General features: G+C 41.1%; 17 protein-coding genes, 1 other RNA gene and 1 pseudogene. 5 read left to right on the top strand and 14 right to left on the bottom strand.

Annotation, left to right across the window (positions count from 1 at the left end; all coding sequences use genetic code 11):
- From F885_RS04770 to F885_RS04785, 4 genes are read right to left on the bottom strand one after another with little or no spacing between them, the layout of a single operon-like run.
- A complete protein-coding gene (locus tag F885_RS04770) occupies positions 1 to 1,575 on the bottom strand; it encodes an ABC transporter substrate-binding protein (RefSeq protein WP_005321513.1) in 1,575 nt (524 codons plus the stop codon).
- Positions 1,576 to 1,585: 10 nt separating this feature from the next.
- Complete coding sequence (locus tag F885_RS04775; RefSeq protein ID WP_005321512.1) at positions 1,586 to 2,779, bottom strand: LLM class flavin-dependent oxidoreductase; 1,194 nt, start codon at positions 2,777 to 2,779, stop codon at positions 1,586 to 1,588.
- 33 nt (positions 2,780 to 2,812) lie between these two features.
- Complete coding sequence (locus tag F885_RS04780) at positions 2,813 to 3,523, bottom strand: class II aldolase/adducin family protein (protein ID WP_004805243.1); 711 nt, start codon at positions 3,521 to 3,523, stop codon at positions 2,813 to 2,815.
- 13 nt (positions 3,524 to 3,536) lie between these two features.
- Entirely contained in the window at positions 3,537 to 4,598 is a 1,062-nt protein-coding gene (locus tag F885_RS04785) for an ABC transporter substrate-binding protein (protein ID WP_004655068.1), read from the bottom strand.
- Between the two features lie 273 nt (positions 4,599 to 4,871).
- Between F885_RS04785 and F885_RS04790 the strand changes: the two genes are divergently transcribed.
- A complete protein-coding gene (locus F885_RS04790) occupies positions 4,872 to 5,792 on the top strand; it encodes a chromate resistance protein ChrB domain-containing protein (protein WP_005321504.1) in 921 nt (306 codons plus the stop codon).
- Positions 5,793 to 5,794: 2 nt separating this feature from the next.
- Complete coding sequence (gene chrA / locus F885_RS04795) at positions 5,795 to 7,147, top strand: chromate efflux transporter (protein ID WP_005321502.1); 1,353 nt, start codon at positions 5,795 to 5,797, stop codon at positions 7,145 to 7,147.
- Positions 7,148 to 7,203: 56 nt separating this feature from the next.
- On the opposite strand, the gene F885_RS20910 is transcribed toward chrA, so the two are convergent.
- Positions 7,204 to 7,302 carry a YHYH domain-containing protein gene (locus F885_RS20910; RefSeq protein WP_225761718.1) on the bottom strand — a complete coding sequence of 33 codons (99 nt, stop codon included), beginning with the start codon at positions 7,300 to 7,302 and terminating at the stop codon, positions 7,204 to 7,206.
- 28 nt (positions 7,303 to 7,330) lie between these two features.
- Positions 7,331 to 7,900: a TetR/AcrR family transcriptional regulator gene (locus F885_RS04800; protein ID WP_005321500.1), complete on the bottom strand. Its 570-nt coding sequence runs from the start codon at positions 7,898 to 7,900 to the stop codon at positions 7,331 to 7,333.
- Positions 7,901 to 8,006: 106 nt separating this feature from the next.
- Here F885_RS04800 and F885_RS04805 point away from each other — a divergent pair, with 106 nt between their 5' ends.
- The gene (locus F885_RS04805; RefSeq protein WP_005321497.1) at positions 8,007 to 8,792 is read left to right on the top strand and encodes an SDR family NAD(P)-dependent oxidoreductase; all 786 of its coding nucleotides are present in this window, start codon (positions 8,007 to 8,009) and stop codon (positions 8,790 to 8,792) included.
- A gap of 29 nt (positions 8,793 to 8,821) precedes the next feature.
- The gene (locus F885_RS04810; protein WP_005205358.1) at positions 8,822 to 9,427 is read left to right on the top strand and encodes a nitroreductase family protein; all 606 of its coding nucleotides are present in this window, start codon (positions 8,822 to 8,824) and stop codon (positions 9,425 to 9,427) included.
- Between the two features lie 684 nt (positions 9,428 to 10,111).
- Here F885_RS04810 and F885_RS04815 read toward each other — a convergent pair.
- The 3 genes from F885_RS04815 to F885_RS04825 are packed head-to-tail and all read right to left on the bottom strand — an operon-like array spanning position 10,112 to position 12,408.
- Positions 10,112 to 10,522, bottom strand: a complete 411-nt coding sequence (locus F885_RS04815) for an SRPBCC family protein (protein WP_005205361.1) — start codon at positions 10,520 to 10,522, stop codon at positions 10,112 to 10,114.
- A 38-nt stretch (positions 10,523 to 10,560) separates the two neighbouring features.
- Positions 10,561 to 11,355: an SDR family NAD(P)-dependent oxidoreductase gene (locus F885_RS04820; RefSeq protein WP_005205362.1), complete on the bottom strand. Its 795-nt coding sequence runs from the start codon at positions 11,353 to 11,355 to the stop codon at positions 10,561 to 10,563.
- Between the two features lie 42 nt (positions 11,356 to 11,397).
- Positions 11,398 to 12,408, bottom strand: a complete 1,011-nt coding sequence (locus F885_RS04825) for an aldo/keto reductase (protein ID WP_005205364.1) — start codon at positions 12,406 to 12,408, stop codon at positions 11,398 to 11,400.
- A gap of 157 nt (positions 12,409 to 12,565) precedes the next feature.
- On the opposite strand from F885_RS04825, the gene F885_RS04830 reads away from it, so the two are divergent.
- Positions 12,566 to 13,468, top strand: a complete 903-nt coding sequence (locus F885_RS04830; protein ID WP_005205366.1) for a LysR substrate-binding domain-containing protein — start codon at positions 12,566 to 12,568, stop codon at positions 13,466 to 13,468.
- Here F885_RS04830 and F885_RS04835 read toward each other — a convergent pair.
- The 5 genes and pseudogenes from F885_RS04835 to F885_RS04850 form a co-directional block, all read right to left on the bottom strand.
- Positions 13,458 to 13,877: pseudogene (locus F885_RS04835) on the bottom strand (Arm DNA-binding domain-containing protein); the annotation flags it as partial. The gene F885_RS04830 and the pseudogene F885_RS04835 overlap by 11 nt on opposite strands.
- 184 nt (positions 13,878 to 14,061) lie before the next feature.
- Positions 14,062 to 14,420, bottom strand: a transfer-messenger RNA (tmRNA) gene (gene ssrA / locus F885_RS20780).
- Positions 14,421 to 14,578: 158 nt separating this feature from the next.
- A complete protein-coding gene (gene ggt, locus F885_RS04840; RefSeq protein ID WP_005321491.1) occupies positions 14,579 to 16,573 on the bottom strand; it encodes a gamma-glutamyltransferase in 1,995 nt (664 codons plus the stop codon).
- Between the two features lie 307 nt (positions 16,574 to 16,880).
- Positions 16,881 to 18,407: a DHA2 family efflux MFS transporter permease subunit gene (locus F885_RS04845; protein ID WP_005321489.1), complete on the bottom strand. Its 1,527-nt coding sequence runs from the start codon at positions 18,405 to 18,407 to the stop codon at positions 16,881 to 16,883.
- 6 nt (positions 18,408 to 18,413) lie between these two features.
- Positions 18,414 to 19,562, bottom strand: coding sequence for an HlyD family efflux transporter periplasmic adaptor subunit (locus F885_RS04850; RefSeq protein WP_005321487.1), 1,149 nt, complete (start codon positions 19,560 to 19,562; stop codon positions 18,414 to 18,416).
- Positions 19,563 to 19,809 lie beyond the last annotated feature (247 nt).

Raw genomic sequence — 19,809 nt, 5'->3', positions numbered from 1 at the left:
TCACCCCCTACGCCAAAATTCATCTGTACGCCACGCTGCAAAGCCTGTGCGATCGGGTGTTACGCCACCAATTTGGCCAGAATGTGCATCGAGTACATTATTAAAACCCCAAATGAGCAAACCACCTTGCTCATGTTGAATATGCTGTGCTTCATGAATGAGAACTTTGCGTTTTTCCAAATCAGGCTGTTGTAATGCTGTATGAACCAATTCAGTAAAACGTTCATTGTTAAATCGAGTTTTATTATTTGCCGCACCAGGCCCATCAATTTGCAAAACGGTTAATAAAAAAGGTCGTGAAACGTTTGAACCTGTACTAAATGCCCAATCTTGTTTTACAGCATCAGCAAAGGTGGCAGCTTCAACCTGTTTAACATTAACAATAACACCAGCCTGAGCCGCATGCTGAGCAAAAACCAATGCGGCATTGCTATCTGGACCTGTATACAAATCAACCGCCAAGCTATTGCTAAAACCAGCTTCTTTTAACAATGCCTTAGCTTTATTTAAATCTTGCTTACGCTGTAGAATACTGTGGTCATACACGGGATCACTAAAGGAATAGAGATCATTTGCAACTCGTCCTTGACCAGCTAAAGCCCTTTTAACCAAATCATCTCTATTGGCAATCAATCTAAAAGCTTGACGTACTCGAGGATCATTGAAAGGTGCTTTTGAGGTATTCATATCAAAAGATTGCCAAGCATCTGTTTCAGAAGAAACTAGATTCAATCGTTTATTGGCTTGAATTAAAGAAATATGCTCGGCACTTACACCTGAAGCAATGTCAATTTGACCAGATTGCAAAGCAGCAAGACGCCCTGTCTGATCTTTAAAATCAATGATTTCTATTGCATCAGCATAAGGCCTATTTTCTTTCCAGTAATTTTCAAAACGGACAAAGCGTGAACGCTGGCCTGGTGTAAAACTGTCAAGCTTAAAGGGACCTGCTCCTACGACATTTTTAACTGGGTCATAATCTGTAGGAACGATGCCTCCCCAACTCATCCATGCCTCAGGTAAAGCAACCAACCCTTTTCCTTGAGTAAAAGGAATCTCAACTGTGTATTCATCTCGCTTTTTAATCTCATTCCTTTGCAAAGAATAAAGATAGGCTGCAAATGGAGAAGCGAGTTTAGGGTCCGTCAAACGGCGTAAGGAGAAAATAACATCATCAGCAGTAATCGTTTTACCATGATGAAATTCGAGTCCTTTTTTTAAGCGAATGGTCCATTTCGTCCCATCATTATTCGGCTCCGCAAATTCAGCAAGTGCGAGTTTGGGCTGGATATCTCTACCCCATTCCCATAATTTTGCATATAAAGGCCAACCTCTGAATGCACTAGACATACCAATAGGCTTGTGCGCGTCTAAATTACCTGCTTGATTGCCATTGATTACTCCAATTTTGATCACACCGCCTTTTTTCGGAATATCATTTTGAGTATTACTAGCATTAGCACTCTCAGAAGATGAAGAGTCAGTTTTAGAACATCCTATCAGGCTAATTGCAGCAACAGCTCCAACCCCCAATCCAGTCTGCTTAATCAGTTCTCGACGTGTAATTTTGTTCATGTTTTCTCCCTTAAACTACGATTTCTTGATTCAAGAGAGAATCAATGGATGAATTTTTATTGAGCTTAGGTAACTCAAAACCATGATCGAGCTCTAATAACGGGAACAATAAATCAGCTACGCGATAGGCTTCTCCAATTAAAGGGAAACCAGATAAAATAAAAGCAGATACACCATAGCTTTCGTATTCTTTAATCCTTTCAGCAATATTTTCAGCACTGCCAACCAAGGCAGTACCTGCTGCTGGGTTTAAAATATCAAAACCAAATAAAGATGGCCCAGTCCAAACATTCGGGTAAATTTCAAAGTCTTTGGCACGAGGTAATACCCCATGTCGTAACAAAGTGAGATTCCTTTGAACGATCGGATTTGGGCTTTGATAACTCTCAAAAGTTTCATTGGGAGGAAGCTGCCGTTTAACAGCTTCGATTGCATAATTGATATCAAGCTTGTCGAGTAATGACTGAGCATACTGCCAAGCCTCATCTTCTGTTTCTCGAACAATAATTTGCAATCGAGTACCAAACTCTAAAGTACGCCTAATTTTTGCCGCCTCAGCGGCAACTTTACTAAACTTTTCTCCAAGCAGCGGTGGCGTATTCGCAAAACTTAAATACACATCGAGTAATTCAACAGAATGCTGAACGCCTTTGGCAGAAGTTCCAGCTCCCCATAAAGGAACACCCTGCTTTTGAGTTGGACCACTCCATTTGGACATAGGAGATCCACTTTCTAGACGTGGAGCAATTTGAATAAATTCCCCCTCAAATCCAGACCTATCTCCTAAATAGTTTTGCTGAAATGCTGTCCAGTATTCCTTGCTAAAGTCATAACGCTCATCATGAGTATAGTGAATACCTAAAGCTGCCAAACCCTTATCATTTCCATTGACGACATTAAATAACAAACGCCCTTTAGAAAATGCATCAAAAGTTTGCGCATATTTTGCCAATACTGCTGGCTGGACTTCTCCAGGATGTTGGGCAACTAGAAACTTTAAACGTTCAGTAAATGGAATTAAACTTGCAGCAACAGCAAGTGTTTCATACTCGCTGGTACCCATAAGTGAACCGTAAAAACCAAGTCGATCCGCAGTAATCGCAATCTGTTGCAAGTGTTCATAATCGGTATCCCACCGCCCAGATTCCAACCAAGGATATGGTCCATCCGGAGAAGTGAGATACCATAAAAGTTTTACAGCCATAGTATTCTCTATATTTATATTTGAATCAGATTTCTAATGAAGTGGAAGTAATCCAAGCGACTTCGCTTTATCGGTTAAACCACTCATTCGCCATTGCTGGTGTAAAACACCCTGTCCGTATTCACGGCTTCCCCCAGCTAATTCAGCAAGTAGCTGAATCTGCGCACCCTCCTCAAGTAACAAGATAAATTCAGCTGTTTCTTGTAATCCTTGACGTCCCCATACGGTTGCACCTCCGTTGGCTTCTAAAATTGCTCGATGTTCGATATCAACTTTGAGTTGATCTAAAATGAAATCTACTTCTGCTTGACGGCGATCAATATAAATTGGTAGTTCTTTAAATAAATGAAAGCGCTGAACAGGCACATAACGAATCGGTAAGGTCCGATGTGTTTGCGCCCAAGCCCCTAAATTCGGCGCGTGTACATGAGATATTGTGGTGACATCTGCATGCTCGCGAAAAAGTTTGTTATAACGCCCACCTGCATTTTTTCTTCCCAATAAAACTTCACCATCAATTGTCTCCACAAGTACTTTGCTTTTTTTATCTTTAGACCAAGGTCCTGCATAGTTAAAAGTGACTAAGGTATTATCAGGTCCACGTTCAACAAAATTAACCGTTCCATTTGCCGTGATTGTTCTTGTTTCACGGAATACTTCAAAAGCAAATTCAGCTTTTTCACGATTCAATTCGATAAAGTCATTGAGTTCAGGAGAAAGTGGAGTTTGAATAAGTGTTGTCATGATCAATATCCTATTAAAATTGCTTATTTTGGCGGCGCTTTAAAACTTCGAGCAAAGGACGGTGGTCGACCCAAGTATTAATATCGACATCACGCTCGAGAAAACCATGTAACCAAAGGAAATCTTTTTGTTGTCTTAAAAGCTCTAAACGCTCTTCACTTAGTGATGGATGTAAAGACTTATGAAAATTATTACGGTAGGCTGTCGCGACACTCTCTGCGCCTGCAATCGTTTCATCTTCAAGAATAACCAGCACTTCATCTAAATGATCTTGAGCCCAATCTGCGGTATCAAACAGCTCTTCCAGAAAATCAACGACGACATCAAAGTGATCTTTTAACAAATCTTCATGTACGGTAATTGGACGAGGCGTACCATTGTTTACACGGGAGGTCACATCTTCAAATTGATCCAAATCAATCCCAACTTTTAAACCACGTTTTGTCGCTGCTTCAACAGCAGATGCTCCTTTTACATAAACAGCATCAACTTCACCGGTGATTAACGCATCTAATCCAGACCAATAGGTACTGGCATCACGTTGTTGTGTATTCGATTCCGCTCGTTCAGGGACTTCAATAAAATCCACATCACGGAAGGTTAAATTTGCGAGTTGCAAAGCACCTCGAATACCCTGTAAAGACATCGCTCTAAAAATGCTACCTGCCCGTTTGTCTGCATATTCAGGTAAAGCAACTTTTACATTTTTTAAATGCTCTGGCTTGCTGATTTCAGAATCAGGGCGAACAATAATTACCTGCCATTCATCAATCCATGTCAAACCAATGAGTCGACTTGGAGCACCTTCAGAACGAGCAGCTAATGCTGGAACATTTCCGCCTTCACGGAATAATGCTGGCAGTTGATGATCAAAATGATGAACAGATAGACCTTTGCGCGCATCTTGTAAAACAGCAACATCAATACCATGCTGTTCAAACTTTTCAATCAGTGTCCCACGTTTAAGTGAGATCCCTGTTGCCGTTGGGACTGGACATCGAGTGACCCAGATTTCAGATAAAGTGCTTTTCACAAATTCTTTAGAATTTTCTTTTTTATCGATAACAAGTGACATAGGTATTCCTTAGGATATTTCCAATTTCATATCACTTGTATTGAGCAGCTTTTATGCCAACATTAATTATTTATAATTTTCAATACTTTAGTAAAAATTATAATCAAGTTATTGTTTATATTTCATCATTTTTTTAAATCAGTGTTGTTTTCACAACACCTAATAAAGAAATGACTTTGCTTAATCATTTTTCAAAATTAGAAATCTATTCTTCGTATATATGTTTTAAGTTTTTATATGTAATATATTAAACAAATAAGTTAAGTATATAACATGAAAATATCCTTACTCATATCCTCATTGCCTACGCAGAACACAACCACTCGTATGAGAGTCTGGCGATCTCTCAAAGCAAGCGGCGCAGCAATTCTAAGAGATGGCGTCTATTTGCTCCCTATTACTCATAGTGCAAAGTTTGAACCTATTGCTAATGATGTTATTTCAGAACAAGGAACTGCTTATATCTTTCATGCAGAGCAACCCTTAAATCTTGAGCTTGCTCCTTTTTTCAGTCGGAAAGAAGAATACGATGCTCTCTATAAACAACTGTCTGAATTAAGAGATCGGCAGACCAAAGATGAAAAGAAAGAGCTGCTCAAGCAAATCCGGAAATTAAGAAAAAGTATCGATGCGCTTGTAGAAATTGACTACTACCCCGATGAAACTCAAGCACAGGTTTTAAATGAGCTTTCCTCTTTAGAACTTTCAATTGCACGTCTTGGTGAATTGAATGAACCTTTAGCAATACAAGCTCATATTCAACTTCTAGATAAAGCTAGTTATCAAAACAGAACTTGGGCAACTCGTAAAAGACCTTGGATTGATCGCTTAGCCTCTGCATGGCTAATAAAGACATTTATTGATACCTCACCAACATTCATTTGGTTAGAAACACCAAGTGACTGCCCCAAAGAAGCATTTGGATTCGATTTTGATGGTGCAACTTTCAGTCATATCAATCATTGGGTGACCTTCGAAGTTCTTTTACATAGTTTTGATCTAGAAACACCCGCATTAAAGAAAATCGCTGAAATTGTTCATTACCTAGATGTAGGTGGAATTGAGCCTCCCGAAGCGATCGGTATTGAAAAAGTTATTCAAGGAATTCGAAGTCAGATAAGTGACGATGATCAATTATTTGCATTATCGAATCACATTTTCGATGGCTTATATGCCAACCTATCAAGAGAATAATCATGGAACAAGAACAAGCCGCTGCACCCGATGAGCCAGCACAGCCAGTTCATTTTTGGCAAGCCTTCTTATTTTGGCTTAAATTGGGATTTATTAGTTTTGGTGGTCCAGCGGGGCAAATCGCTGTCATGCACCAAGAACTTGTTGAACAAAAACGTTGGATTTCTGAAAAACGTTTCTTACACGCTCTCAACTACTGCATGTTATTACCCGGACCTGAAGCTCAACAATTAGCAACCTACATAGGTTGGTTAATGCACAGGACTATAGGTGGTATTGTTGCGGGTGTCTTATTCGTTTTACCCTCTTTATTTATCCTGATCGCGCTCTCATGGGTCTATGTAAAGTTTGGTGATGTTCCTATTATTGCTGGGCTCTTTTATGGAATTAAACCTGCTGTAGTTGCTATTGTCTTTCATGCAACTTACCGAATTGGCAGCCGATCATTAAAGAATAAATTTTTATGGGCAATTGCTGCACTTGCATTCGTTGCTATCTTTTTCTTTAACCTTCCGTTTCCCTTAATTGTTCTAAGCGCTGCAATCATTGGATACTTGGCAAGTAAAAAATATCCAAGCTTTTTTACGGGTGGAGGTTCACATCAACAAGGTAAAAAAGATTATGGTCCAGCATTGATTGATGATGATACTCCAACCCCAGAACATGCCATATTTAGTTGGAAGCACTTAGGAAAAATTTTATTTATCGGTGCAATTTTATGGTTTACACCCATTATAGGTTTGACTCTTACCTTGGGATGGGATCATGCCTATACACAAATGGCTTGGTTCTTCACGAAGGCTGCACTGTTAACATTTGGTGGGGCTTATGCAGTATTACCTTACGTGTATCAAAGTGCTGTAAATTTTTATGGTTGGTTGAGTCCAACACAAATGATCGATGGTTTAGCACTAGGTGAAAGTACACCTGGCCCACTGATTATGGTTGTTGCATTTGTCGGATTTTTAGGTGGCTTCAATCATGCACTTTTAGGAAGTGATCATGTATTTTTAGCAGGTGCCTTAGGTGCTGTCATTGTTACTTGGTTTACGTTTCTATTTTCTTTCATTTTCATTCTAGCTGGCGCCCCAGTGATTGAATCAACTCATAATGAGTTGAAATTTACTGCACCATTAACAGCAATCACTGCTGCTGTAGTAGGAGTAATTTTAAATCTCGCACTTTTCTTCAGCTATCATGTTTTATGGCCTAATGGATTCAACCATCCTTTCAACTATGAAGCCACATTCATTGCAATTGCAGCATTCATCGCCTTGTTCCATTTTGAAGTCAAAGTCATGTATGTGATTTTTGCTTCTGCATTCTGTGGCTTGATTTTATATATAGGTGCATAAGCCCAGTGTTTTTGCGTTTAAAAGAAAAGGAAGCTAAGCTTCCTTTTCTTTTACCATTAGTGGCAGTGATGATCCCCTGTCTTACTATTCGTATGGCAGTCTGAAGAATCAGTACCACCTGAATGAGCAAAAGCATTTGTTACCGCAAACCCCATTAAACATACTAAAATTAGTTTCTTCATATTATTCAGCTATAAGTTTTATTAAATCTTCTTTACAGTCTAACAATATTTCATCTGACAAACTCGAATTATTAGGGCATGCTCGAGACAATACGACTGCCCCAACCGATGTAGATAAGATATAAATCGCTTTTTTCCGGAGCTCAGCATTTTCATCAGTAGAATGTTTAGCAAGTTCAGCCATAATAAATTGCAGTAAATGTTCGATACCACTTTCAAACTCTTGTTTAACTTGCTCAGGTTGCCTTGCCGCATCACAGGATAAAGCGGCCAAAGTACAGCCCTGATCAGCATAATCTCGATGCTGCTTAGAAACATATAGTTGAATAAATTGTTTCAAGCTTAGCCCATCAATTTGTTTTAAAACTTGTTCAACACCATTTTTTACACTAATTTGAATTAGGTCTAGTTTAGAACTGAAATGCTTATAAAAACCGCCATGTGTGAAACCTGCACTGGACATCAATTCAGCAATTCCAATGCCATCATAACCTTTGCTTTTAAATAGCTCAGTCGCCTTAGTCACAATCTTCTCACGATTTTCTTTAACCTTAGTCTTGGTCACTTTCATTGGCAATGCTCAACATGGATAGCAATAATTCGATTATACATTGATTATGATTGACATCAAAAAAATACAGGTTTAGATTATGATCGTAATCTAAAGAGAAGCAATTATGAATAAACATTCTAAAGCACTGGTAACAGGCGCATCTTCAGGTATTGGTGCAGTCTATGCAGATCGTCTGGCAAAACGCGGGTATGATTTAATTCTAGTAGCAAGAGATCAAAGCCGCTTGAAACAAATCGCGCAAAAAATCCAACAACAATATGGCGTCCAAGTTGAAGTGATAGCCGTCGATTTATCTAAAAATGAAGATGTAATATCAATTGAAAACCGACTCAAATCCGATCCTCAAATTAATCTACTGGTCAATAACGCAGGAATTAGCGTTAGTGGTCAGTTTTTAGAACAGGATTTAGAACAAATTGAGAAACTGATTTCTTTAAATATCTCAGCGTTAGTCCGCTTATCTCACGCAATTCTACAAAGATTAATCCCTCAAAACACGGGTGCTATTATTAATCTTGGATCAGTAGTTGGTCTTGCCCCAGAGTTTGGTCTGACTGTCTACGGGGCAAGTAAATCATTTGTTGAATTTTTTAGTCAAAGCCTGAGCTTAGAACTCAAAGAAACCAATGTTTATATTCAGGCTGTGCTCCCCTCTGCGACAAAAACGGCAATATGGGAACGTTCAGGTGCCGATATCAGTCAAATGCCTCCAATGATGGATGTGGATCAACTTGTTGATGCAGCGTTGATTGGCTTTGATAAACGAGAAACAATAACAATACCTGTTTTAAAAGATGAAAATTTGTGGAAAACTTATCAAAATTCACGTTTAAAACTTTTACCTAACTTTTCCTCAAGCGAAGTCGCACTTCGTTATCAACCCCAATAATTTTTCCAAAAAATTCAAGGATATAATTTATGAATGTAATCGATGCAATTCAACAACGCCGTGCCATTAAACGCTTTGATCCAGATTTCAAAATCTTGGATGAAGATAAAAAGAAATTATTAAGCAGTGTCATGGAAAATGCACCAAGTGCCTTTAACCTTCAGCACTGGCGGCCTGTGTTGGTTGAGAGTGTTGAATTAAGAAAGCAGATAAGAGCAATTGCCTGGGATCAGCCGCAAGTTACAGAATCATCATTATTGATTGTTTTATGTGCAAAAGTCAGTACATGGGAAGTTGATGCGAAACATGTATGGGATGGAGCTTCACCAGAAGTTCAAAATATTATGGTTGGCGCAATTGACCAATATTACCGTGACCGCCCGCAAACCCAACGTGACGAAGTTATGCGTAGTGCGGGTATCTTTGCTCAAACTTTGATGTTACTTGCTCAAGAACATGGTTTAGACAGTTGCCCTATGGATGGTTTTGACTTTGATGCGATGGCAAAGCTCATTAACTTACCTGAAGATCATGTAGTGTGTTTAATGATTGCTGTTGGGAAATCAGCATCGCAACCTTACCCGAGAGTTGGGAAATTGCCTTATGATAACCTTATTACGATTGATTCATTCTAGTCTGTTTTAATAATCTTTAGATTATCATTCTGTCTTCAGATTGATCAGATGGTGTTATCAATAAACTCAAATTCTAAAGGATTTGAGTTTATATCTTAATCAAGATATGCATATTAAAAGTCAAAATTTCCAATTCTGCCCCTTAAAAAGCAAAAATGAGGTCAGATTATATCGGATAAACAGGAAAATAAAATTTAAACAATTAAAGTTTAATTATTTTTTATCAACTATGATCGTATGTGATTCAGTTTGATCTAAGTATTTGGTGGGATGGTATTAGTTGAATAAAACAAATAAAATATTGTTTTATTTATATTTTATTTTATACAACTTAAATTTATCCAATTTTAACCCTTTGGCTTTCTGAGTATCCTGAGCATGGCTCAGGTCATGCGTTTGCTTGACTCACCTGATCGCCTCTTGCAAATTGATCCCATCTCGTAATATCAAATCCACTTAATAAATATTGGTTTGCTATACGCAGGTCACTTTAGCTGCAAGTTACAAAGCCTTGCCGATAAAGTGCGGATAGTATTAATGCCAAGGGGTATAAAGATAAATAATCCTTAACTCATCCAATTCATCTAAATTGAGGTGAAGTCACCCACTTCCATCCTAAGTCATTGGAAATTAAATAGGGCCCAGAATTTCTACCTTCTGGACCCTTTATTTTATTTAACAATCTTAGAAATTATTTCTTAAATCATTCAGACCATCTGAATAAATTTTTGTAAATAAAGCAATTACTTCTTCATCAGTTACATTTACAGGAGTAAATTGCCCTTTCCACTCTACCAATGAAACATTTGGTCGATCTGTTTCTAGTACAGTGATTGTCGATAGGTAATCCACAATTGGGAAAGGTGCTTTAATAATTGAGTAGCTGTATGTACGTTCTGGTTGGTTAAATGCCTCTAAACGTTCAATTACATTGCCACCATCTGCCAAAATCAAGCTACGAACACGAGCGCCTTCGCTCAATTCACTTTTTGCAACAAATGGAAGCCAGTCAGGCAGACTGTCAAAACCACCTATTAGTTGCCAAACTTGTTCAGGTGAAGCAGGGATTTCTAAAGTAGCTACAGTATGAGCCATGAGTTTTCTCCGTATATTCAGTAAATTAGTTAGTTAACTTAAACAAGTGTATCGACCACACCGCCATCAACGCGTAACGCGGCACCCGAGGTTGCAGAGGAAAGTGGTGAGGCGATATAGACCACCATGTTGGCAACTTCATCCACTTCCGCTGCACGTTGAATAATTGAACTTGGACGAGACTGTTTAACAAACTCATCAGCTTGTTCACGTGTACTACGCCCTGCCTTTTCTGCGGCATCCGCCAGCATATTTTCTAGACCGTCAGTAAAAGTTGGCCCAGGCAAAATGGCATTTACAGTTACTCCTGTGCCTGCTAAACGCTTAGCCAGACCATGTGAAACTGCTAGATTGGCACTTTTGGTCACGCCGTAATTAATCATGTCACCTGGTATGGCTACGCCAGACTCAGATGAAATAAAGATGATTCTGCCCCAACCTTGCTTCACCATTGATGAAGCATAATGTCGGGCTAGGCGTACACCAGACAAGACATTGACTTGGTAAAAGCGCATCCACTCATCATCAGGCACCTCAAAGAAATCAATATCATTAAAGATTCCCAGATTATTCACTACGATGTCCGCCTGAGGTTCAGCTGCAAATAAAGCTGCTGTACCTTGTTCAGTAGTCAAATCTGCTTCAACACCACGTAGACTTGCCTCTGGAATACTTTGACGAATATGTGCAATTGCTTCATCTACACCAGCTTGTTTACGGCCAACAATAACAACCGTAGCACCCGCAGAAGCTAGACCTTTAGCAATACCTAGACCAATCCCAGAAGTTGAACCACTTACGACGGCGACCTTATTTTGAAGATCTAATTTCATGATAAAAACTCACTGTGGAGGGCTATCGCCCTCCTTGATAAATTAACGGATAGGTAAAGGCGCAAATTCAGATACAAGGCCTTGGCGACGCATTTCATCCCAGAATGCAGCAGGAATAAGTAGATCTAACGCAGCTAAATCTTCTGCCATACGTCCTGGACGGCTTGAACCTGGAATCACAGCAGCAACAGCCGGGTTTGCCAAAGAGAACTGGAGTGCAGCAGCTTTAACATCTACACCATAACGTTGTGCAATCTGGTTAATCTTGGCAACTTTATCCAAAATTTCTGATGAAGCTTTTTGATATTCAAAATGTTCACCGCCCGCCAACACACCTGAGCTATAAGGACCACCAACCACAATATCTACATTTTGGTGGAATGCTTCTGGCATCAAACGTTGTAAAGCACGATCATGGTCAAGCAAGCTATAACGACCTGCCAATAAGAATGCATCCGGTTGTGCTTCAGCTAAATCCAGAGTCAATTCACATGGTTCAACACGGTTAACACCTAAACCCCATGCTTTAATGACGCCTTCTTCGCGTAAACGGGTTAGAACTCGGAAAGCACCTGTACGAGCAATGTTGAATTGTTCTAGCCAACTATCACCATAAAAGTCTTGAGCGATATCATGAATCCAGACAATATCAATACGGTCTGTTTTTAAGCGCTTCAAGCTATCTTCAATTGAACGGTAAGTTGCATCGGCTGAATAATCATTCAGGATTTTATTTTTTAAACCATGTTCAAAAATCCCACCTTTATCGCCTAAGTCACGTGATGCCGTATCTTCTTCTTCATCCAACATGATGCGGCCGACTTTGGTACTCAGTACATAGTCATCACGTGAGTATTGAGATAGCGCTTCACCCATACGAATTTCTGAAAGACCTGAACCATAAAGTGGTGCGGTATCAAAATAACGTACACCTAAGTCCCAAGCGGCGTGAACTGTTGCTTGAGCTTCTTCTTCAGGAATATTACGGAACATGTTACCTAGTGGTGCACCACCGAACCCGATTTTTCCTGGAAGTAAGTGTTTAATTGCCATGATATTTTCCTCAATTTATCTATGCTCTCGAACAGTGTTCTTAAGCGAATAACTGTGGCAGTTTTTCGGACTGCCTTTGCGATGAGGAAAATATAACTTGATCACTTCTGACATGATAGGACATAATTCGACTAACTTGAGTCCCTTAAGGTCTTACATGATTGATTTACGCCAATTGAAGTATTTTGTGGTGGTTGCCGAAGAAGAACACGTTGGCCGTGCTGCTGAGCGCTTGTACATCTCCCAGTCCCCACTAAGCCGTCAGATTGCTCAGTTAGAAGAAAAGCTTGGGCTTATGCTATTTGAACGAAATCAGCAGCGTATTCGTTTAACTTCTGATGGACAAATTTTCTTGGATGAAGCTCGTGCGTTATTAGCACATGCCAAGCGCTTAGAATCCTTGGGGAGGCGTTTAGGTTGTGGTGAAGATGGGGGTTTGTGCATTGGTTATATTGAAAATGCGATGTATGCCGGTGTGCTGTCAAATACCTTGAAATCATTACGTGATTCTCGACCTGATATACATATTGCACTCTATAATCAAACCAGCTCAACACAGTTTGAAGGATTAAAGCAACGTAGTTTGGATATTGCGATGGTTAATTACCCACCTGACCAACTTGATGTAGATTTATGCTATACCCAAGTTTTAGATGATCGCATGTTGCTTGCTTTACCCGAACAGCATCCGTTAGTAAATAAAACTGAGCTGGAAGCAAGTGACCTTGATGGTATTGCATGGATTTCTGTCATTCATGAAGAAGATGCCCATTCACGTGATGACTTTATTAGTGCTTGTGCCAAAGCTGGCTTTACCCCAGACATTAAACTTGAAGCGGGGGCGCCTTTAACTGCTTTAGGTCTAGTTGCAGCAGGTTTAGGACTCACCTTAATTCAGCACAGTTTGAGACATCACGTTCCTGATGGTGTGGTACTTCGTGAACTCCCATGGATGTCCTACAACACTCAACTTTGGGCAGTTTGGCATAAAGCTAATTTACGGCCGTTGGTCGTACATTTTAGACAAATGTTGACTGATAAATTAACGATCGAGAACTAAGTTTTTTGAAAGGTGCTTGAATTTGATTAATACGTTTATTGGCTAGAGCAATATAAAGCTCATCTAAAGATGCTCGTACATTACTGATATGTTTGGATGACCAAGTCTCTCTTTGGTTCTCAAACCAGTCTTCAGCCACCTCTTTAAAGAATGGCTTGATGTCCTCGTGCAACACTGAGTTGGAATATTTGTATTTCAGTTCAAGTGCAAGCTCCCTTGCGTTCTTTAAACTCATATCAGGATATGGACCAAGTGACTCTGACTTACGCTCGCCAAGAACAGTAAAGCGTATGTTCCAGTATTTTTGCCCGGATGGTGTCACAAGAAGTGATAGCCCATTCTCATCCGAAAGGCGATATCGTTTTTCTTTTGGCTGTGCTTTTCTGCATTCTGTATCGGTAAGCTTCATCTGTATCTACCCTTTATCGAGACTCAAATAATTGGGTAAATTTTCCCAATAATTACCCACAGAAGGCAAAAATAAGGTCAAATCAAGTCGGATAATATCGGACAAACAGGCAAATAAAAAAAGCCTTTAAGTATTGAACTTAAAGGCTTTTTTATATCGGATCGAACAATCCCGAATAATATTTTGGTGGAGATGGCGGGAGTCGAACCCGCGTCCGCCAGCACTACGCCCGAGAATACTACATGCTTAGATATCGTCTACTGTTTTAACTCTTTGTGACCCGACGAACAGGGTACAAATCGCGATCCTCTAAGTTTAGTACAAAGCCCCGAGGCTTGGCTTTATACGGACTTGTGTGCGTGCGCTTCAGTCGGACTCTCTAACCACAAGTATTCAGAGAGGCGGACAAGCTGCCCTTAGGCAGCTAGAGCGTATGATTCGTCGTTTGCGACTAAAAAATGCAAATTTGATTTACGAGAGGAAATGCGCTCTCGGCATGCATCTATGAGTTTCATCACCAGCGTCGAAGCCAGGAACATCCCCAAAGTACAGCGCAATCATAGCATAGATGACTAGAATTTAAATCTTAATTTCTGAGCATCGAGCAAAATATGCGCTTATAACCGTATATTGTTGCGGAACTTGCTTTTTCAAGGGCTGGTTTTAGAAAGCTACCCCAAGGGCAGCTTCTTAATTTTGGCTTATAACGCCCCATTACCTAGCACAATGCCTTCACGGCGAGGATCGACCCCACCCGCATATTTGCTTTGATTATCAATTTTGACTTTCATAATTGTCGCAATACCACTGGTTTGTGCTGTATTGGAAATACCATGGCCTTTTGCTTTTAAAGCTTCAATCAATTCAAGCAAGGATAACTGGTCATTTGAGCTATCAATATTGGTGTTTGGGCTATTGGTCGCACCGAAGTTCACCAATGAAGTCGCCTGCTGTGCATTTAAGTTCCAGTCCAATGCACCAACCAAGGTTTTGACTACATATTGGATAATGGTCCCACCACCCGGTGAACCCGTTGCCATATAAAACTCATCTGCTGTGGTTCCTTTAAACACTAAAGTGGGCGCCATGGTACTGCGTGGACGTTTGCCACCTTCGACTCGATTCGCCAACAATGCACCTGTTTGATCAACAGGGTTAGCACTAAAATCAGTTAATTGATTTGATAACAAGAAGCCATCCACCATATGGAATGACCCCATACTAGATTCAACTGTCGATGTCATGGAAACCACATTGCCATACGCATCAACAATGGTGAACTGAGTGGTGCCATGCTCTACTGTCGTATCAACACCTGCATTTGAGCCGAATTGACCTGCCTGCGCGACGCCCATACTTTGGTTCGGATTAATCAGTGCAGCACGTTGTTTTAAATAATTTTTATCAATCAGACTCGCAATACCTTTCGCTGGTAATGGCACAAAATCAGTGTCTGCAACATATTTATCACGGTCTGCATAGGCCAAGCGTTCTGTTTCCGAAACCAAATGCACGCCCATAACATCCGGGATCCCACCCTCATTTTCTGGATTTTGCGGTGGATATTTACTCATCTCAAAATTTTCTAAAATGCCCAGCGTTTGTGCAACTGCAATTCCACCTGATGATGGCGGTGGCATGGTACAGACATAGTAACGATCACGGTAAGTGCTACAGATTGGCGTTCGTTTTTTAACTTGATAATTAGATAAGTCCTGTAAAGTCATTAAGCTTGGGGTAATTGGTGTACGAGCTGCATCATCCCCGACCGTTTGACCCGCCTTCGCCACAATATTCTGTGCTATCGGCCCACTGTACATGGCTTTTGCGCCTTGAGTTGCGAGTGCTTCAAGGGTTTTGGCATACGCTTTGTTGGTCATGGTCTCACCGACTTTACGCGGTGTGCCATCTGGATAGAAATAGGTTGCGACTGCATTAGCATCAAGGGCCAAATGACCTGCATTACTTGCAATCGCATCGGCTAGACGTCCAGGAATTCGAAAGCCATGATCGGCCAAATCAATGGCTTGATTAAACAACTGATCCCATTTCAGTTTGCCATGTTCCTGTTGTGCCTGTTCCAATAAATGCATTACCCCAGGAACACCAATCGAACGCCCACTACGGCGGGTACTTGGCACAGGTGCAGGAGATGCAGGATCATGTATATCTTGTCGGATCAGATAGTATTCATTGGCCGCAGCAGGTGCAGTCTCTCGCCCATCATATGCGGTAACGGTTTTACTTTTCGCATCGTAATACATCATAAAACCGCTACCCGCGATGGTACTTGATTGTGGTTCTACTAAACCCAATACTGCTTGAACAGCAACTGCGGCATCGACGGCACTTCCACCTGCCCTTAAAATTTCGCAGCCTGCCTTTACTGCCAATGGCGTGTTCGCCACCACCATATATTTATCGGCATATTTCACCGTATTATTTAATCGATAACCCGACGCACCTTCAGGTGCTGCTGGATCACCATTCTGATTGGAACCCACCACGCCACTCGAGCCATTCTGTGCCAGTTTGCTACAACTGCTAGGGTCTTGATCAATAATCAGATTGGGTTTTGAAGGTTGTCCTGTATTTGAATCTTTGCCTGATTGATCTGATGAGGCGTCATTTCCACATCCCTGTAATACACCAACAGCCAATAAGCTGCTGAAAAGAAATGAATATCTATGATTCACGTGATAACTCCATTATATATACCTGCCTATCCATGCAAATGTCATGCTAGTTTCTTTATTTTCAGGTGTGAAGGTTTTAATATTTGATAAAAATAAACTTTTAATAATATTCAATGATTATAGGCTTTATCTACTATGCCCAGTAATGTTCCTCCTTGTGATTACAATGCAACCTTTATCGCTTTGAACTGGATTCTGGCACGCTTTGTCTGTATAAAAATAGGCAAAATCTATCAATTCCAAGCCAAAACACTATTTTTATACATAAAAAAAGCACCTACTTAGAGGTGCTTTTAGTTCAGATTTTTTAGTGAGTCGGCATACCACCTGTATTGCCTTTTGGCTTTGGACTCATCCAGATCAAAGCACTGGCAAACACAAACACGATCGCCAACAGCATAAATACATGATTGGCAGACATAGTAATCGCCTCTTTATCGACGAGATTGGCAATCGTGGCGAGTGTCGCATCAGAGGAGAATCCATTCTGCAATAAGGTATTTTGCACTTCTTGCGGATGTAAGTTATTCACCATTTCACTACGTGCCACTTTGGCATGATCATCCCAAATGGTGACTGCAATTGAAGCACCAATCGCCCCTGCCATGGTTCTCAAGAAGTTCATCAAACCTGCAGCCGATGCCATTTCCTGTGGCAAAACTGAGCCCATTGCAATATTCGACAGCGGAATAAAAAAGAATGGCACCGCAAAGCCCTGCAAGATTTGTGGCCAAGCCAAAGCCATAAAGTCCGCATCTGTGACCCAGAAGGCACGCATCAGGGTCACAACACCCAACAGCGCTAAACCAAAACTGGCCAAGGCCCGTGGGTCATATTTGGTTGATAGCTTGGCCACAATTGGCGACATGGTCAGACTACCGAAGCCCATTGTGGCAGTGAGATAGCCTGCCCATGTGGCGGTATAACCCAAATTGATTTGCAGCCACTGCGGGATCAACACGATACTGCCAAAGAAGGAACCAAAGCCAAAGGCCAGCGCCAGTACTGACACGGCGAAGCCCCGATGTCGGAACACATACAGATTGACCACGGGATGCTTTTCCGTCAGCTCCCAAATCATAAACACGATAAAGCCAACCACCGCAATCAAGGCCAGCATGATAATACTGCTGCTATTAAACCAGTCACGTTCATGCCCCAGATCGAGCATTAATTGCAGTGCGCCAATCCAAAGCACCAACAGGCCTAGACCAACCGCATCGATCCGCAGTTTTTCAGTTTCGGTTTCAGCCACCGACAACAGACGTATTGCTGCTAAAACACAGAAAATACCCACAGGAATATTGATAAAGAAAATCCAGTGCCAAGACAGATTGTCACTGATAAGTCCGCCAAGGATCGGGCCAAGAATCGGTCCAATCACCGTGGTCATTGCCCACAATCCCATTGCCTGCGCATGTTTTTCAGGTGGGAAAATCCGCATCAATAGCGTTTGGCTCAGTGGCATCAATGGCCCACCACAAAGACCTTGTCCGATACGGAAAAATACCAGCATTTCCAAGGATGTGGCTAAACCACACAGGAATGAAAAGATGGTGAATCCAATCAGACCAAAAACAAACACGCGAACCGTACCAAAGCGCCCTGCCAGCCACCCTGTTAAAGGGACACAGATCGCTTCCGCAACGGCATAAGAAGTAATGACCCATGTCCCTTGAGAACTAGAAACCGCAAGATTCCCAGTGATATGAGGCACAGATACGTTGGCAATGGTGGTATCCAGTACCACCATAAAATTTGAAAGGGCGATCACAAACGCGGCAAGTAGTAAGCGCCCGCCACTCAGTTCTGCAAATGGATTTTGCGTTTTCATGGCTGATTACTTCGATGCGAGATCAATATCCGCTTGCATCGACAACCCTACACGCAATGGATGTTCTGCAAGTTCTTTCGGATCAAGGCTGATACGCACAGGTAAACGCTGTACCACTTTAATCCAGTTCCCTGTGGCATTTTGCGCAGGGATCAAGGCAAATGCTGCACCTGTACCGCCTGAGAAACCTTGTACCACGCCGTGATAAACCACGTCATCACCATATAAATCAGAGCGTAAAGTCACTTTCTGCCCTGCTTTGACTTTCGCCAATTGGCTTTCTTTGTAGTTGGCATCGACATACAGTGCAGAGACAGGCACCACCGACATCATTACGGTTCCAGGCGCAACCCGTTGTCCAATCTGAATATTACGGCGGGCGATGACACCATCAACAGGCGCACGAATCACCGTACGTTCTAAATCCAGTGCTGCTTGTTCCACATGTGCTTTTGCCACCAATACATCAGGCGTTGAGGCTTCATTGACGCCTTGAATCAAGGCTTCGTTTGCAGCAAAAGTACTTTCAGCCGCTTTACGGCTTGATGTTGCTTGCGCCAAACCTGCTTGAGCCAAATCCAGACTTGCTTTTGCTGTTGAAACCGCACTTTGTGCCTTGCTTAATTCCTCTTTAGAGATTGCACCCGATGCAGCCAGTTCATTACGACGATTCAATTCCAATGCAGCACGATCATAATCAGCTTGTGCTTTGGTCACTTGTGCCTGTGCGCTGGTGATTTCATCATTACGAACCACAACCTGAGAATTTAAAGAACTGCTATTGGCTTGGCTTTGTTTATATTGACGTTGCGCTTTAGCCAGTTCTGCCTGCGCTTGTGCCAATTGAATCTTGGCATCACGTTCATCAATACGTACCAATACATCGCCTTGTTTGACCTGTTGAGTCTCTTTGACCAAGACTTCAGCCACTTGCCCGCTGACCATTGAGGTAATTTGTGCAGTTTCTGCACCGACATAAGCATTATCGGTACTGACCGAATGATTAAAGAATAACGCCCAAATGCCATACAGAATTGCAGCGAGAATGAGAATGAGTGCGAAAAATCCGAGGAATTTTTTACGTTTTGCTTTCATTGCATCATCTGATGCCGAATCTGAAGCAGCATCCTGTTGGTTGGCTTGAGCGTCAGTCATAAGTTATTCCTGAAAATTAAAGAGATTTTTAACTTTTGGTTTAATCAGCCGATCAGTTTAATTTTGAAAACTTAACTGAATGTTAAAAAACCAAAAATGAAAAATAAGAACAAAAACCATTTCGCATTTTAACGATAAAAAATCACATGACGAGATTAAAAAAAATAACTGATGCGTTCAATTCTTATAAATTGATATTTTAAAGATGATAAGAAACTTAAAGTTTGGGTTCTAAGCAAGAGATTTT

Source organism: Acinetobacter higginsii (assembly GCF_000369845.1).
GTDB classification, from domain to species: Bacteria; Pseudomonadota; Gammaproteobacteria; order Pseudomonadales; family Moraxellaceae; genus Acinetobacter; species Acinetobacter higginsii.
Note: the sequence above shows the minus strand (reverse complement) of the source record. Positions and strands in the feature narration are given on the sequence as shown.

Coding starts and splice junctions, on each gene's coding strand:
- F885_RS04845 (WP_005321489.1), bottom strand. CDS start 18,407: ATGAAAACGCAAAATCCATTTGCAGAACTGAGTGGCGGGCGCTTACTA.
- F885_RS04770 (WP_005321513.1), bottom strand. CDS start 1,575: ATGAACAAAATTACACGTCGAGAACTGATTAAGCAGACTGGATTGGGG.
- F885_RS20910 (WP_225761718.1), bottom strand. CDS start 7,302: ATGGGGTTTGCGGTAACAAATGCTTTTGCTCATTCAGGTGGTACTGAT.
- F885_RS04800 (WP_005321500.1), bottom strand. CDS start 7,900: ATGAAAGTGACCAAGACTAAGGTTAAAGAAAATCGTGAGAAGATTGTG.
- F885_RS04785 (WP_004655068.1), bottom strand. CDS start 4,598: ATGTCACTTGTTATCGATAAAAAAGAAAATTCTAAAGAATTTGTGAAA.
- F885_RS04825 (WP_005205364.1), bottom strand. CDS start 12,408: ATGGCAATTAAACACTTACTTCCAGGAAAAATCGGGTTCGGTGGTGCA.
- F885_RS04815 (WP_005205361.1), bottom strand. CDS start 10,522: ATGGCTCATACTGTAGCTACTTTAGAAATCCCTGCTTCACCTGAACAA.
- chrA (WP_005321502.1), top strand. CDS start 5,795: ATGGAACAAGAACAAGCCGCTGCACCCGATGAGCCAGCACAGCCAGTT.
- F885_RS04810 (WP_005205358.1), top strand. CDS start 8,822: ATGAATGTAATCGATGCAATTCAACAACGCCGTGCCATTAAACGCTTT.
- F885_RS04775 (WP_005321512.1), bottom strand. CDS start 2,779: ATGGCTGTAAAACTTTTATGGTATCTCACTTCTCCGGATGGACCATAT.
- F885_RS04780 (WP_004805243.1), bottom strand. CDS start 3,523: ATGACAACACTTATTCAAACTCCACTTTCTCCTGAACTCAATGACTTT.
- F885_RS04850 (WP_005321487.1), bottom strand. CDS start 19,562: ATGACTGACGCTCAAGCCAACCAACAGGATGCTGCTTCAGATTCGGCA.
- F885_RS04790 (WP_005321504.1), top strand. CDS start 4,872: ATGAAAATATCCTTACTCATATCCTCATTGCCTACGCAGAACACAACC.
- F885_RS04820 (WP_005205362.1), bottom strand. CDS start 11,355: ATGAAATTAGATCTTCAAAATAAGGTCGCCGTCGTAAGTGGTTCAACT.
- F885_RS04805 (WP_005321497.1), top strand. CDS start 8,007: ATGAATAAACATTCTAAAGCACTGGTAACAGGCGCATCTTCAGGTATT.
- F885_RS04830 (WP_005205366.1), top strand. CDS start 12,566: ATGATTGATTTACGCCAATTGAAGTATTTTGTGGTGGTTGCCGAAGAA.